This is a genomic window from Streptomyces sp. NBC_00057 (assembly GCF_045041165.1).
Taxonomy (GTDB): Bacteria; Actinomycetota; Actinomycetes; order Streptomycetales; family Streptomycetaceae; genus Streptomyces.
On the sequence record NZ_CP108256.1, the window covers coordinates 1,588,834 to 1,604,507 of the forward strand.

Annotated in this window: 9 protein-coding genes and 2 pseudogenes; 4 read left to right on the forward strand and 7 right to left on the reverse strand. The window is 68.7% G+C overall.

From position 1 onward, the window contains the following. Positions 1-199 precede the first annotated feature (199 nt). Positions 200-400 (forward strand): annotated as a pseudogene (locus OG953_RS07515) (hypothetical protein); the annotation flags it as partial. Here the strand turns inward: OG953_RS07515 and OG953_RS07520 are convergent. The 4 genes from OG953_RS07520 to OG953_RS07535 form a co-directional block, all read right to left on the reverse strand. Next, positions 388-1,227 carry a RimK family alpha-L-glutamate ligase gene (locus tag OG953_RS07520; protein ID WP_405683158.1) on the reverse strand — a complete coding sequence of 280 codons (840 nt, stop codon included), beginning with the start codon at positions 1,225-1,227 and terminating at the stop codon, positions 388-390. The pseudogene OG953_RS07515 and the gene OG953_RS07520 sit on opposite strands and share 13 nt — an antisense overlap. Further along, positions 1,224-2,171, reverse strand: a complete 948-nt coding sequence (locus OG953_RS07525; protein WP_405683159.1) for a RimK family alpha-L-glutamate ligase — start codon at positions 2,169-2,171, stop codon at positions 1,224-1,226. Before OG953_RS07525 ends, OG953_RS07520 begins: the two co-directional genes overlap by 4 nt. Before the next feature lie 643 nt (positions 2,172-2,814). Further along, positions 2,815-4,266, reverse strand: a complete 1,452-nt coding sequence (locus tag OG953_RS07530) for an MFS transporter (protein ID WP_405683160.1) — start codon at positions 4,264-4,266, stop codon at positions 2,815-2,817. Next, positions 4,263-5,210 (reverse strand): nucleoside hydrolase, encoded by a 948-nt coding sequence (locus tag OG953_RS07535; RefSeq protein ID WP_405683161.1) that lies wholly within the window; start codon positions 5,208-5,210, stop codon positions 4,263-4,265. Before OG953_RS07535 ends, OG953_RS07530 begins: the two co-directional genes overlap by 4 nt. Before the next feature lie 426 nt (positions 5,211-5,636). On the opposite strand from OG953_RS07535, the gene OG953_RS07540 reads away from it, so the two are divergent. Then, positions 5,637-6,677 carry a LacI family DNA-binding transcriptional regulator gene (locus OG953_RS07540; protein WP_405683162.1) on the forward strand — a complete coding sequence of 347 codons (1,041 nt, stop codon included), beginning with the start codon at positions 5,637-5,639 and terminating at the stop codon, positions 6,675-6,677. Between the two features lie 143 nt (positions 6,678-6,820). Here OG953_RS07540 and OG953_RS07545 read toward each other — a convergent pair. Together OG953_RS07545 and OG953_RS07550 are read right to left on the reverse strand one after the other, a co-directional pair. Further along, positions 6,821-6,916: pseudogene (locus tag OG953_RS07545) on the reverse strand (RbsD/FucU domain-containing protein); the annotation flags it as partial. An 11-nt stretch (positions 6,917-6,927) separates the two neighbouring features. Continuing rightward, positions 6,928-7,848 (reverse strand): ribokinase, encoded by a 921-nt coding sequence (locus OG953_RS07550; RefSeq protein ID WP_405683163.1) that lies wholly within the window; start codon positions 7,846-7,848, stop codon positions 6,928-6,930. 621 nt (positions 7,849-8,469) lie between these two features. Here OG953_RS07550 and OG953_RS07555 point away from each other — a divergent pair. Further along, complete coding sequence (locus tag OG953_RS07555; protein WP_405683164.1) at positions 8,470-9,930, forward strand: amino acid permease; 1,461 nt, start codon at positions 8,470-8,472, stop codon at positions 9,928-9,930. Positions 9,931-10,132: 202 nt separating this feature from the next. Here the strand turns inward: OG953_RS07555 and OG953_RS07560 are convergent, their stop codons facing one another. After that, positions 10,133-11,131 carry a translation initiation factor 2 gene (locus OG953_RS07560; protein ID WP_405683165.1) on the reverse strand — a complete coding sequence of 333 codons (999 nt, stop codon included), beginning with the start codon at positions 11,129-11,131 and terminating at the stop codon, positions 10,133-10,135. 93 nt (positions 11,132-11,224) lie between these two features. Between OG953_RS07560 and OG953_RS07565 the strand changes: the two genes are divergently transcribed. Beyond that, a complete protein-coding gene (locus OG953_RS07565) occupies positions 11,225-15,655 on the forward strand; it encodes an AAA family ATPase (protein ID WP_405683166.1) in 4,431 nt (1,476 codons plus the stop codon). Positions 15,656-15,674: the final 19 nt, after the last annotated feature.

Here is a 15,674-nt window from a genome sequence, read left to right on the forward strand (position 1 = left end):
TCATTGGGCCTGCCACCCCGGTTCCAGGGGGGACCTAGGCCCCCTGTCTTCATCCGGGGAAGCACGCACCGGGCGCGGGTTGTGCAGGAGGCGGCCCGGGTTGCGCCGCGGGCGGGAAGTACCCGGATCGACACCGTGCCGGATCGCGCCCCGGTCCGGGTACCGGCGCCTGATCTCCTGCAGGGCTGAACCAAGGACCGGTGCGAGCGACGGTGCGCTGCCGTACCCGCGTGCGGTGACCCCGGCCGACATCGACCGGCTCCAGCACGAATCGGACCTGCTGGCGGAACGCTGTCTGCTGTTCGTCGCGTGCACGCGGGCCCGGGACGGGCTGCATGTGTCGTGGTCGGGCGCCCCCAGCGAGTTCCTGGTGGAGGCCGGGGTCTGTCAGGCCTTGTAGGCGGGAGTAGCGGGACTGGGGCGTTCCAGCGCCAGGGCTGCCAGCGCCGCAGGGGCGCCCTTCGGTCCGCGGATGCCGGGGAAGGCGTTGATGTCGACGACGACGGGCGCCCCCTCGCGGTCCAGCAGGTCGACACCGTAGACGTCCAGGCCGAAGACCTCTCCCGTGTGGAGGGCGAGTTCGGTCCAGGCCTGCGGCAGGTCACGGATCAGTGGCGCGGACTGCGCACCGTCCGGCGGGGCGCCCACCGGTGCGGGGCGCACCCCCGCGAACACCTCTCCCGCGATCACCCACAGCTTGTGGTCCCAGCCGCTGTTCGCGACGAACTCCTGTAGGACGACAGGCTCGTTGGACCACTTGGCGGCAAGGTCCCGGAGCTCGGCCGGACCGTCCACCCGGGCGACCAGGTCCGCGCGCCGGCTGTGGCGGCTCTTGACCATGAGCGGATAGCCACCCTCCAGCTGCTCCGCTCCGTGGAGGGCTTCGGACAGCGCGTCCAGGGTCCTTGTCCGGGGCATCGGCAGGCCGGCGCCTTCCGCCACGGCGGCGATCCGGCTCCTGTCCTGGCACAGCTCCGTGGCCGCGGCGGAGTTCACCACCCGGGCGCCGTGTGCTTCGAGGGAACGGGCCAGCGCCAGTGCCCGGGGGGTATGAGCCTTGAGGAGGTAGACGTCGGCGAGATCGTCCGGGGTCACCAGTTCCGACGGGGAACCGGTTCCGGTGTCCGGGTTCAGGAACGTCACCCGGTGCTTCGCCTCGATCAGTGCGGAAGAGGCTGCGGCAAGCAGCGGATGATCCGGCTTGTCGGTCAGCAGACACACCCTCATATCTGCGCGACTCCCGGCACGGCTGCCAGCATGTCCGCTCCGGGGCCGGGGACGGGGTGCGGATGAGGCCGTCCCTGGGGGATGTGCGGCTGCGCGGGAATGTGCGGAGCAGGAGCGAGCAAGCCCGTCCTGGCTGTACCGCCTGTCCTGGCCAGGTCGAGGACGGCTCCGGCCAACCGGGATACGGCGTCGGGGACCTGACGGAAACTCGGGAAGTCGTTGATGTCGACGATCACGGGACCGTCGGGGCCGAGCACCACGTCGATGCCGTACAGATCGAGGCCGAAGACCTCTCCCACCTTCGCCGCCGCTGCGGCCACCTCGGCGGGCAGGGGGACGGCTCCCTCGTCGACCGGCCCGTCCGGGTGGAGCGGGGAGCGGCGCAAGGTCGCGTGGAACTCGCCCGCGAGACAGTAGACCTTCAGGTCGGAACCGGTGTTGGGCACGTAGGGCTGTGCGATGAGTTGGCCCTCCCCCGCCTGCTCCACCTCCGCCAGCCGCCGGGGGTCCGACACGAGCCGCACCCCGCGTCCCGAGCTGCCGTCGGCGGGCTTGACCACCAGGGGGAAGAGCTCGTCGGAAACATCCGCGAACAGCGTGGCCCTCGGTGCCGAATAGGTCACCGGAACCGGTAGCCCGTGCTGTCGCGCGATGACCGATGTGAGGACCTTGTCGCGCACCGCGCGGATCGACCGCGCATCGTTCACCGTGGTCAGGCCCACAGCCGCTGCGGCCTCCAGCAGGGTGAGCCCGGGGCCGCCGGACACGGTCTTGAGTACCCAGGCGTCATGGGTCCCCGCCCGCACCTCTTCCGAGATCCGCAGTAGTGAGCCGCCGGGGCGCACCACGTCCACCTGGTGTCCCCACGACAACAGTCGTCGGACCACGTCAAGCGGCATGCCGTCATGCCGGTACAGCTCTTCGACGAGGAAGCAGAGCTTCATCCCAATACCCCTACTAGTGCCCCCATGCCTGATGAGGGCACAACGGTGCCTTGCGGTGCTCTTCCGAACACCACCAAAAGGGCAACGCTACGTCACGCCCGCCCCAAAGCAACCGCCACCGGGTGTTACTGATGGTGCGTTCCCTCATCCAAACAGATCTTCGTCGGGCGCGGTCACGGAGTGAATGGCACTGCACCGACCGAGTCCGCCACCGGGTCACGGAGTACGGATCTGTCTTGAGGGGCCGACATCGTGGGGCGCACGGGCCGACCCGCGGGTGCACCCGGGGTCACGAGAGGGATGGGTTGGGCGAGTGGACCATCAGTACTGTCGACGGTTCACCGGGATCATCAGCGTCTGCATCAGCGCATACGCGTGATGGGCCGCCTCTCGAAGAGGAATGCGGCCCATCAGTTCGTGCGGACTGTGCGGTGATTGCACCAGAGACCGCGGTGACCACCGCGCAGACCCGTCGTCCGTTATTCACAATGACGGTTGTGGATTCCTGCCTTCCGGCCTGAGCGGGAAGATCCGCCCGCCTCTCAGGGTGCCGTGAACAGCCCCGGGAACTCCAGCGGTCCACCTGCCGTGCTGTTCCCGCTGCCCCGGCGTCGACGGTGTCACGCCGGGGCAGCCGCAGCCGTCAGGGTCCGTCTTCCGCCGCCACTGGCTTGGGGATCAGGAAGGACGCCACGGTGGCGAGGCCCAGCAGGACCACGCCCGCGATCATGCCGGCGACATAGCCGTCGGTTGATGCCGGATCGGCGGGCTGGACAGCCGTCTGGACCGCGTAGAGCACCGCGAAACTGAGCCCGGCCCCGAGGTTGAACGCGCCGGCGTTCAGCCCGGGCAGGAATCCGGGGTTCTCGCGCGGGGACAGCACGATGCCGAGGCCGTTGAGCACGATATTGCCCACGCCCGCGTAGGTGATGCCGACCAGTAGCGAGGCCACGAGCAGCAGGGCACGCGACTGGTCGCCCAGGGTGAGGATCATCAGGACGACGGAGGCGGCCGCGCCGATCAGGCCCAGACGCAGGATGCGGCGGTAACCGAAGCCGGCGGCGAGCCGGCCGGCGATGGGACCCATGACAAGCCCGGCCAGCGCGTACGGCGTGAGCGTCCACCATGCGGACTGTTCGGCGGACATGCCGAGCCCGGCGTGTGCGTCCTGGGCGAACGCCGGGATCAGCCCGTTCATGACGGCGAACACGCCGGTCATGGTGAGCACGGTGGTCAGCAGCGTCGCCCAGGTCGCGCGCTGCCGCAGGTGCCGGGTCGCGACCAGCGGGTGCCCGCTCCTGCCCTCGGTCCGCCAGAACAGGGCGAAGGCGATCGCGGCCACGACGACAAGGACGGCGACGAGCGGCCAGTTCGCGGCGCCGAGCTTTCCGGCCTCGTTCAGCGCGATCAGCAGTGCTCCGACGGAGACGACCAGCAGTGTGACGCCGGGCCAGTCCATCCGGGACGCGGTGGCCGCTTTGGACTCCGGCGTCATGGTGGCGACCAGGACCGTGGCGATCGCCGCCACCAAGGCCATCACCCAGAACACCGAGGCGAAGCCGTGCTTGTCGGCGAGGAACCCGCCGACAAGGGAGTCGACCCCGGCGATACCACCGTTGACAGCGGTGAGCACGCCCAGCAGGGTGCCGTACTTCTTCGGCTCGGTGACCTCGACCCGCAGCATGATCAGGCACAGCGGCACCGTAGGCCCGGACACGCCCTGGATGATGCGGCCGATGAACAGCATCGGCACGTTCTGTGCCAGCGCGGCGACCACGCAGCCGACCGCCATGAGCGCCATCATCGCGACCAGCACCCGGCGGCGGCCGATGATATCGCCCAGCCTCGGCAGGAACAGCGAGAACAGGGCCGCGGAGGTGAAGAACGCGGTCTGGGTGAGCCCGATCTCGGCCGAAGTAGCGCCCAGGCTGTCCTCGATGCTCTTCAAGGCCGGGCTGAGCATGCTGGCGTTCAGCTGGAAGGCGAAGCACGCCATGAGAAGCGCGGCGACCAGCACGCCCACTCGGACCGGACGCCGGTCGGTGACCGGCGGCGGCCCGCCCGGGACGGCTTCGGTACTGGTGAAGACGTTCATTCGGCGCCGTCACCAATCCGCGTCAGGGCGTCCACGACGAGGTCCCAGAAGCGCTCGTGGTCGAGCTTGACGGCGACCTGGGTGTGGCAGTCGGGCGCGGCGGGCGCCCGGAAGTCGGTCACGGTCATGCCGAGGGTCAGCCCGCCGGTGAGCTCGATGTCCACCGGGGCCTTGCGCACCGTCATGACGGTCGGGTCGATGACGTAGGCGACGGCGCACGGGTCATGCACCGGAGGGTGCTCGAAGCCCTGCGACTCCAGGTAGGTGGCGCCGAAGAAGTCGAGCAGCTCGCCCACGAACGCGGCCGGCTTGGTGCCGACCGCGGCGATCTTCTTCCGCACCTCCGGGGTCGCGAGCGCCTGGTGGGTCAGGTCGAGACCCACCATGGTGACCGGCCAGCTCTCGTTGAAGACGATGTGCGCGGCCTCCGGGTCGATGATGATGTTGAACTCGGCGACCGCGCTCCAGTTGCCCTCGTGGTATCCGCCACCCATCAACACGACCTCGCGGACGCGGGAGGCGATGCGCGGCTCCTTGCGCACGGCGAGCGCGATGTTGGTCAGGCCGGCCGTGGGGACGATGGTGATCTCACCCGGCTCATGGGACATCACCGTGTCGATGATGAGGTCCACGGCGTGGCGGCGGTCCAGCTCCAGGGTCGGTTCGGGCAGCACCGGGCCGTCGAGTCCCGACTCCCCGTGGATCTCCGGCGCCGTCTCGATGGTCCGCACCAGCGGCCGCGGACATCCCGCGGCGAAGGGAACCCCGGTGATACCGGCGATACGCGCCACGGACAACGCGTTGCGCGTCACCTTCTCCAGCGTCTGGTTGCCGACCACGGTGGTCACGGCGACCAGATCCACGTCCGGGTTCCCGTACGCGAGGAGCATGGCGATCGCGTCGTCGTGCCCTGGGTCGCAGTCCAGGATGATCTTTCTGGCCATCGGAAGAGCCCCTTTGCTCAGCTGAACAGAATTGAGATGGATCTCGGCCAGCGCCGCAAAAGGGCTACTGCACAGAGTGCGCCGGTACGGTCCCCTACCGCCGTTACGGTCCGCGCCGGCATGTGGCGCCGACCCGCGGGCGGGCAGCGAGACGAACAGGTACCGCGCACTCTTCCTTGATCACGCGGTGGAAAATCGATCTGGGAAATCGTTCTCCGAAGACTTTGCGCACCGATGCCCACGATGTCAATGGGTGAAGTCTTATCTCACGTTGTGACCCGTTTGGGGTGGCGGATCGCAGTCTGTGCGCGGGGGAAGGCCGGTGATAACGTTTGCCGCCTCCCCGCGGACATCCGCCCGCTTCACACGGCCGGACCAGACGAACAGGGCAGGCGATCCGAAGTGGCGGAAGTAACACTGCGAGACGTGGCTCGCCTGGCGGGCTGTTCCATCGCCACGGTGTCCCGGGTGCTCGTCGGCAACCGCCCGGTCGGCGCGGAAACCGCCCGGCGGGTACGCGCGGCTGCCGACAGTCTCGGCTACCGGCCCAACCACGTGGCCCGTGCCCTGCGCAGCCGCTCGACAGGCACCATCGGCCTCGTCCTGCCGCAGATCACCAACCCGTTCTACCCCACTCTCGTGCGGGAGCTGACGCGCGCGCTGCATGTCCACGACCGTGCCGTGATCCTCGCCGACTGCGACGACGACCCGATGACCGAAGCGGCCCGGATCAACGCCCTGCTGGCCCGGCAGGTCGACGCCCTGCTGGTCGTCCCGGTCGACGAGAAACGCAGCGTGGCCGCGGTGACCGACGCGGCGGCCCGGGTGCCGCTGGTACTGCTGGACCGAGGCTGCGGCCCCGGCGTCGCCGACTCCGTGGTCGTCGACAACGCCGCCGGCATAAAGCTCGTGCTGGACCACCTCGCGGCGGCGGGGCGTCGCCGTCCGTGCTTCATCGGGGCGGCGGGCACCGCATCGGCGGCGGTCGAACGCCGCGCCGCGTACGAGTCCGGCGCCGGCGCACTGGACCCACGGGCGCCCGGACGTGTCGAGCTCGGCGAATTCTCCGTCGAGTGGGGGCGGGCCGCAGTGGACCGGGTCCTCGCGCACCGCCCGGACGCCATCGTCTGCGCCAACGACCTCATCGCCATCGGTGCGCTGCAACGACTGCGACAGCTGGGAGTGGATGTCCCGGGCGAGATCGCCGTCACCGGCTTCGACGACATCCCCATGGCGAGCCTCACCGACCCTGGCGTGACCACCGTCCGCCAACCCGTCGCCGAACTGGCCGCGGAGGCCGCCCGGTTGCTGGACCGGCGGCTGGCCGGAGAGAAGGCAGGCCCGAGCCGCACGGTACGACTCGGTCCGGAACTCCTCGTCCGCGGCTCCAGCACGACGGACTGCACCGGTCCGCCCGGCGCCGACCCGGCGTGGGCCCGGGAGCCTGCCGGAGACCCGGCGTCATGACCGCGGCCGGAGCCCGTGACAGCCTGGACATCTTCTGGCACGGGACGCCGAGCCCGTTCCTGGCACCGCTGGTCGCCGCGGTCTGATGAGCTCCGGGGCGGCAGCCGTACGTCGTGACCGGTTGCCACCGCGGACATTCACAGGGGCCTGGTCGGGATGGGCGTACCCACGTCGCAGATCAGTACCCCGTCACCATGGCCCAACTCGGCCGGCGCCCCGGCGAGATGACGGTTGAGGATTCCTGCCTTCTTTACAGCGCGGAGACTTCCTCTGCGCTCGGGTAGGACTCCTGCGCGCCCTGCCGGGTGACGGCCGCCGCACCGACCCTGACGGCGAACGCGGCGGCCTCGGCGAGTTGCTCTCCCAAGCCGAGCCGCCAGGCCAGGGCGGCGGTGAACGCGTCGCCCGCCCCCGTCGTGTCCACAGCCTTGACCTTGGGGCTCGGTACGGGTACGACGTCACCCGTACGGCCGTCGGCGACGAGCGCGCCCGCCGCACCCAGCGTGACCACGACCGACTGCGGGCCGAGCTTCAGAAGTGCTCGCGCCCACTCCTGAGGCGTGGCGCCGGCAGCTTCCCCCAGCATGTAGCGCGCCTCGTGCTCATTGACGACCAAGGGGTCGCAGGCGGCCAGCACGTGATCGGGCAGGGGTGCGGGCGGGGACGGGTTCAGGACCAGCCGGGTGCCGGGTGACATGGCACCGGCCACCTCGGCAACCGTCTCCAGCGGAATCTCCAGCTGTACGGACACGACCCGCGCCGCCTCGAACAGGGGTCCGGCCGCCCGGATGTCCTCCGGGGTCAGCCGGCCATTGGCCCCCGGCGACACCACGATGCTGTTGTCGCCGGAGGGGTCCACGGTGATCAGCGCGACTCCGGTCGGTGCCCCGCCCACGAGGACGCCCTCGGTGTCCACCCCGGCCGCCCGCTGCGATTCGAGCAGCAGGCGGCCGTGGGCGTCGTCGCCGACCCGTGCCAGCAGCGCAGTGACGGCCCCGAGGCGGGCGGCGGCCACCGCCTGGTTCCCTCCCTTGCCGCCCGGGTGGACGGCAAGATCGGAACCGAGCACGGTCTCACCGGGTGCTGGCCGGCGTTCGACACCGATGACCAGGTCGGCGTTGGCCGAGCCCACAACCAGCAGGTCGTACTGGTGGTGGTCGTTGACGTGCATTGATCCTGCTTTCCGAGGTCGGACGCCGCTCAGGCGCTGTTCGGGAGAAGTCGGCGACATTCTTCTCGGTGACTACCTTGAACCGGCACCTTCACCATGCTATCGACCTTCTTGCCCTCTGCTGCCTGCGCCGTCTTCTGCACGGCGACCCTGCCCAGTTCCTTCGGCTGCGACTCCGGCCGCCTTCGCGGCGGCGGCAGCCACGATCGCGTGGCGCAACGCGAAATTGCCGGCCGGGAGGGGGCAAGAAACCGCCGCACCGGCGGCAGCGGTCTCGGCCCGGCGGTCGTCCGCAAACCCGCCGGGGCTCATGGCGGCGCGGTTCACGCCGCGAGAACGGAGTGGGCCACACCCCCGCCCGGACTCCTCGCACAGGCCGAGAAGGTGTTCGCCGGGTTCGGGGACACGGGCAAGCGGGTCGACCTGTCCCCCGTGTGCCCCCCTCTTGCATACCGGCTCGTAACCTCTGGATTACCTCGGATTTGTTCCTGAGTGATGTGGGGCACTGCCAGAATCACAGGATTCCCGGATGATGTGGCATTAAGCGGTGCCACGGTGACGACTCCCTGGCCGCCATTGCCGGGACCGCCCACCTCCCCCTCACAAAGGCGAATCTCCTCCATGAGTGACCGCACCACTGCGGCCCATACGCTCGCCGCCGCCCCACCGGCGACGGGCTCCCCCCACCGGGACGCCGGCGATGCCGGTTACAGCAAGGACCTCAAGTCCCGTCACATCAACATGATCGCCATCGGCGGCGCGATCGGTACCGGCCTGTTCCTGGGCGCGGGCGGTCGACTGGCCGGTGCGGGTCCCTCCCTCGCCGTTGCCTACGCGGTCTGCGGTGTCTTCGCCTTCTTCGTCGTCCGCGCGCTCGGCGAGCTGGTCCTCTACCGGCCCTCCTCCGGCGCCTTCGTCTCGTACGCCCGGGAGTTCATGGGCGAGAAGGGCGCCTTCGCGGCCGGCTGGCTGTACTTCCTGAACTGGTCGACCACCGCCGTCGCCGACATCACCGCGGCCGCCACCTACGCCCACTTCTGGTCGATGTTCAGCGACATCCCGCAGTGGATCCTCGCGCTGATCGCCCTCGCAGTCGTCCTCACCGCCAACCTCATCTCGGTGAAGTACTTCGGTGAGATGGAGTTCTGGTTCGCGATCATCAAGGTCTCCGCCCTGGTTGCCTTCATGCTCATCGGCATCTTCCTGGTGGTCACCCAGCACCCGGTGGACGGTCACACGCCGGGCATCTCCACCATCACCGACAGCGGCGGCATCTTCCCCACCGGCATGCTCCCGATGCTGATGCTCATCCAGGGCGTCGTGTTCGCGTACGCCTCCGTCGAGCTGTGCGGCATCGCCGCGGGCGAGACGGAGAACCCCGAGAAGATCATGCCCAAGGCGATCAACTCGATCATGTGGCGCGTCGGCCTCTTCTACGTCGGTTCGGTGGTGCTGCTGGCCCTCCTGCTGCCGTACACCTCGTACTCGGCGGACCAGAGCCCCTTCGTCACCGTCATGGACAAGCTCGGTATCCCGGGCGCGGCCGGTGTGATGAACCTGGTCGTACTGACCGCGGCGCTCTCCAGCCTGAACTCCGGTCTGTACTCCACCGGCCGCATCCTGCGCTCCATGGCGCTGGCGGGCTCCGCGCCCAAATTCACCGGCCGGATGAACAAGGGCCAGGTGCCCTACGGCGGCATCCTGCTGACCGCCGGTTTCGGCGTACTCGGCGTCGCGCTCAATTACGTCATGCCGGGCCAGGCGTTCGAGATCGTCCTCAACTTCGCGTCGATCGGCATCCTCGGCACCTGGGGCATGATCATGCTCTGCTCGCTGCTGTTCTGGCACCGCTCGCAGGACGGCAGGGTCACCCGCCCCTCGTACCGGCTGCCCTGGGCCCCGTACACGCAGATCGTCACGCTGGCGTTCCTCGCCGGTGTCGTGTTCCTGATGTGGTGGGGCGGCGGAGTGGGCCGTACGACCGTGCTGTGCCTGCCGCTGATCGCGGCGGCGCTGGTCGGCGGCTGGTTCGTCGTCCGCGGCCGGGTGAACGACCTGGTACAGGAGCGCGAGAACGCCTGACCCCGCTCGGTTACGGCAACGTCCCCCGCGGTGACATTCCGCGGGGGACGTTCCCGTGCTACCACCTGGAAGCGCACATCCCGTATCACCGTCCGGAAACGAGTGGCTACAGGCCTTTTCCAACCTGGCGCCAGCTGGTCAGTTGCCCTCCGCCCGGCCCGCCCCGGCTCGGCGTCGGCACGACCGTGCTACACCCCGCCTGTTACGCGACATCGTCCCCGTCGTCGGCCTCCTCCATCACCCGGCGTTCAATCGCCTCGACTTCGTACCGAGCGTCCGGATCCCCGCCGCGGGCACGGACCGCTCCGCGAACCAGAGCGAGATAGAAGAGGGCAGGGGCGCAGGGCGTCCAGTTCTCCTCCGGCTCGTCACGGATGAAGCGCAGAACCGTCTCGGGGTCCGCACTGACGAAGGCGTGGCGGTCATGCTCCCACTTGTCCTCCACACCCCGACTCCAGCGCACCCGCAAATCGTCTTCGGACAGGTCGGGAAGCACGGCCCGGAAGAACGCCGCCCACTGGTTGTTGCGGAGATCGAACCCGAAGCCGAGGAGTTCGAGATCGATCTCGTCGGAGTCCAGGACGGCCAGCTCTTCGCGCAGCGCTCGGCGAGCTACGGCATGCAGGCTCACGTGTCCGTCGGGCGAGAGGTCGTGGTTGCTGGCAAGACCCTCGTTCGCGGACGAGTTCCACTTGGACTTGTTCGGTCCCACGACGCGGGCGCTCCGATGGGAGAACAGCATCTTGCCGTCCTTGCCCGTCTCGACCGCGACGTTGACGCCGAAGCTGCAGAACATGAACGGCGGCGCGTCGAGAGGGTCCTTGCCGTCCATGTACTGCTGACGCAGAGTCAGCCCGTTCTTCTGCTTGCGGTCCAGGTTGATGGACGTACTGAGGAAGTCGTAGTAGTAGGCGTCGCACAGGGTCAGCGTCGCGACCGGATCCTCGGCCGTGTGGGTGCGGGTGACCACCAGGCGTTGCACCGCGAAACGGGGGTTGTTCCAGCGGTGCGGCTCCCCGGCAGCTTCCTTGCGGGCCTCTTCCGCTTCGATCTCACGGCGCCACTCGGCAATCTCCTCGGGGAGCTCGACGGGCTCGGGCACGTACTTCACCCGCATGTTCTCCTCGGCGATCGGCCGAGTCCCGTCCCCTTCGAGCACATGGCAGTCGGTCTTGCGTCCGACGACGGTGAATCGGTCCATGGAAGTAACCAACGCGCCTTTCTCGAGGCTGTGTTGTCGATCCCGCGACATGCATCATGTTGATCGATCAGTATAAGCGCGAAGGGGGCGGTGATGTCGGTCGAGTTCGAGATCAGACGTGAGGAGCTGCGGTCGTCCGCTCTGGTCGGCACGGTGGCCATAGCCGAGTACGGGGAGCGCGACGGGCTGCGGGACCGCAGGCATGTCCTCCAGGCCCGCTCCCGGTTCACACAGTTGTGCGACCGCGTCGGATTCGGGCGGTCGGAGAAACTGGAGGGAAACGGCACCCAGAGCGAAGTTCTCGACGGTATCCGGCGATTCGTCGAAGATGACGCACCCCGGAAGATCTTCTATTGGACCGGCCACGGACATGCCACGGACGAGGGTTATGTACTTGCCTGTCGCAACAGTTACACGCCTGGCCACCCTCACCCCGACCCCTACCGGGCCATGCCGTTCACCGCGCTTCTCGGTGAACTTTCCAAGGCGAAGAAGTCTGATCTGCTCTTGATCATCGACGCTTGCGAGTCGCAGAACACCCTGCACGGGAGTTCGAGGCTGCTCGGACCCCTTCGTGAGACCCATGCCCCGAAAGACAGCCGCAACCTGCGCCAGAAAGGCTTCGTCGTCCTGGCCACCGCAGGTGCCGACCGCCAGATGGAGGAGAGCCTGTGGGTCGACTGGCTCCAGGAAGTACTTGATGACCAGAGCCTTGCACTCCATGACAGAGTAAGGCCGTTCGAGCCGACCGCACCTTTCCTCCATCTGGAGGACCTGCTGGAAGCCATCGACCTGCGAGCCTCGAAGGCGGGTTTCGAGGACCCGGAGCAGCGACCTTCGTCTGTCCAGATACACCCGTTGAGCCGGAGGTTCCTCCACAACCCTTACTACGACTCGAACGACGCCGTCTACCACTCCGCCGTCCTGCCGCCGAACTGCGACCCCTGGCTCACACCCGAGTTGTTCAGCCCGGTCACCGGCGGTACTCCGATGCACCAGTTCTCCGGCCGGGTGCGCCCACTGAGTCGGCTGGTCACCTGGATCGCCTCCCAGAGCCGCGGCATGGTCGTGGTGACCGGCCCGGCCGGGACCGGCAAGACAGCACTCCTTGCCCGCCTCGCGCTGCTGTCCGTGCCACGGCTGACCACATCGCTGGTCCCCGAGCCGCCATCGCAGTCTGTGCCGCGGCCCGGTTCCATCCACGGTGCGGTGTCCTGCCACGGTGCGTCACTGCACTCCCTGGCCCGTTCCCTCGTGAAAGCCTTGGCCCCGCTGGGAGTCGATGTTCCGGACGATGCGCCCATCACCGCACAGGAGGCCGTGGACCGGATGGGTGGGGCGGTGCCACGTGTCGGCGGCATCACCCTGATCGTGGACGGACTCGACGAGGCGATGCCCGGGCAGGCGCATGAGATCGCCCGAAGACTGCTCAATCCCCTCTCCCGGTGCCCCGGCGTGAAGCTGATCGTCGGCACCCGCGCCCACCCGCGGCGAACGGCGGGCGGAGGAACCGGGGAATCGCTGCTCGATGCCCTGGATCGCTCATCCCCCGACCTGGACCTTGACCGGGACCGGGAGACCGAGGGCGACATCGCCGCACTCGTGACATCAATCCTGGCCGAAACCTCGGGCTCCCCCTACGCCGGCCCCGATGTCGAGGCGCTGCGGGAGGAAGCGGCCTCCCGCGTGTCGCGGCGGTGCGGTCGCAGGTTCCTCGTGGCCCAACTGGTGGCCCGTGAGCTCGCCCGCCAGTCCCAGCCGCTCGCTGCCGAAGAACTCGACTCGTTCATCCAGGACGGGGGCGGCGAACTGCACGAGCGGATGGCCGACGAGTTGAACGCGCTCGACCCCGAGGGCCACAACCGCTGCGCCGAACTGCTGCTGCCGCTCGCCGTGGTCCAGGGCCCCGGTCTGGCCGACCTGGACCTCTGGCTCCGCCTGGCCAACGAGCTGCGCAGAGAACCCAGCCCGAAGATGACGCGCGAGATGCTGGACACCATGCTCCGCCGGCTCAATGGGGTGCTGGTGACGAGCGAGCGGCGGCCGGGGCAGCGGCCGCTCTACCGGCTCGATCACGCCAGTTACGGCACCGCTCTCCTGAAGCGTTGCCGCTGGGGCGAAGGAGCAGCGCACCGGCGCGTGTTCAAGGCCCTCCACAGGTCCTGTGACGACTGGGAGCAGGCCGACGACTACACCCTCACCTATCTGGGTGCGCACGCGGCCCAGAGCCCGACGGCCGCCGAGGAACTGCTGGGAGAGGAACACCCGCTCGAGCGTCTCTTCCGCGACCCGGGATTCCTCGTCGCCACGGCCCCGGACGTCATGCTGACGCTGACCGGGCAGTTGATCGGTACCTGCGACGGTGCCGCACTGTACCGACGGGTGGGTCCGAGGTTCCGGGACCACACTTCGCCTGCACGGCGCAGAGCGATTCTGAGGGCCGAGGCATTCATCGGTCATCCAGAGATTTATGACGAACTCAGCCGCCGGCCGGGCTTCTCGACGCAGCCGTGGCTCGAGGTATGGACAGACGCGGAGCCTCAACCGCCGGAACTGACGCTGCCTGCCCCGCTCGGCGGTGCTCTCGCCTTGAGCTGGGACCCCATGGGCAGCGGTACTCTCTCCATCGCGGGCCGTGGTGAGATCGTCAGCCGACGGACCGACACCGGAGCATACGTCCACACCAGACGTACACACGGCGATGGAGCGGGCCCCGTGTTCGCCGAGATCCGCGAGGCGGCCGCGCGGCGCGGACGCATGACCGTGTCCCACGACGGCCGGGCGCTGCACCTGTGGTGGCGCGACGAGCGCCAACCTCGCAGGAGTTACACCTGGGACGGCCGGATCAGCGCCCTGGACGCCGCTCGCTGCGGCGACGGCATCCAGATAGTGACGGCTGATGGAAGGTGCGTGTGGGCATGGCGCTGGGCCGTGTCACCCACACACACTGCCGATGACCAGGACGTACACCACGATGTCCTGCCGGTGCCCGCTGAACGAGTGGCTCTGCTGAGCCTGCGGGATCGCTGCTTCCTGCTCACTGCGGCGGACGCGGTGACCCTGCACGAACTGCGGGTGAAGCTCTATGGTGATCAATCGCTGGTACATGCCAGCTGGTCGTTGCCCACTGAGCCGGGCCGACGCTATGCCGCCGCAGCTCTCCCGGAGGACACCGAAAGCGGATTCATCGCGGTGGCCGAAGGAGGCACCGGGAGTGCGAAGGTTACGGCCTGGAGGGTCACCGCAGAGCGACGCGAAGACCCGCACATCACCCAGGTACTTCACATCGCTTCCCCGGCAAGGGAGATCGCCCTCGGCCGAAGGGGCGAGCTGGCGCTGATCGCCTTGCACGAAGGCCACAGGGTCCGGATCCGGAGTCTTACCGACGACACGGTCCACGCGGTCCTGGAACTGACCAGCCAGCGCAGCGGACTGGCGTTCGACCCCGAAGGCACCGGCCTGCTGGCTGTCGGAGACGGCGACGACGTCCGGGTGATCGACACCGCAGCCCTGCCCGGCACCGATTCCACGCAGCGGCCCCGAAGCAGCGATTCCCGGGCGAAGATCGCCGTCGCAGCGGGTGCGCCCGGAACCCCTGTGCTGCTGGCGCGAGCAGGAGATCAGCAGATACTGCTCAGCCTGCACGACCCGCTGCGTGGACAGGTCGGCTCCGACGTTGTGCTTCGGACCGGGGCAGGAGTCTCCGCTGTGTCCGCGCTGTGGCACGCCGGCGAATGGACCGTAGCCGCTGCGGCCGGGCGTCAGGTCCGTCTGTGGCAGCTGAACGAGGATCTGAGCAGGCAGGCCGAGAATGCCCCGGTTGAACTGAGCGGCGACATGGGGGACACGACCACCAGCCTCACCCTGGTGTCCGGTCCCGAGAACAGTCCCTGGTTGTTCGTGCCCGACGGCAAGCATGTGGTCCCTTGTACCCGGGAGAACGGCCCATGGATGCCTCAGCAGCGCTTTCACGTCGCCTCTATCAAGGTGTCCGAAGTTGCCGCGCATGCGGCCTCCGGGCGCACCTGGGTCGTGGCGAACGAGGGCGACAGGCTGAGCCTGTGGGAGAGCGGCGAAGGCGGTTTCACATTCCGCAAGTCTCGTGCCGCCGCCCCCGACCATCCGGCCGGCATCGCCCTGACAGCCCGCCACGACGACGGGGAGGAACTGCCTCTCATCGCGTGGAGCCAGGCGGGCGCCATTCACCTGGTCGAGTACGACGAAGACCAATGGGTGGCCCGCCAGTTCACCGGTCCCCATGGCACACCCACCGCGCTCGCCTTCGCAGGACCGGCCACCCGGCCGCTGCTGCTGGCCTTCGGTGGAGACGGGACGGTGGCAGTCCGGGACGTGGTGGGCGAGGCATGGATCCCGGAGCTGGCGATCCCCTACCGAGGCACCGACGTGCACACGGCGCATGCCATTCACTCTCCGCGGCAGGGCCTGACATTTTTCCTCCAGGGTCGCAGAGGGTGTGACCAGGTCAGGATTCCCCGGGACCGGCTCGAGGCCGCCCTCGGATGAACCCGGTCCGCGGTTGGCG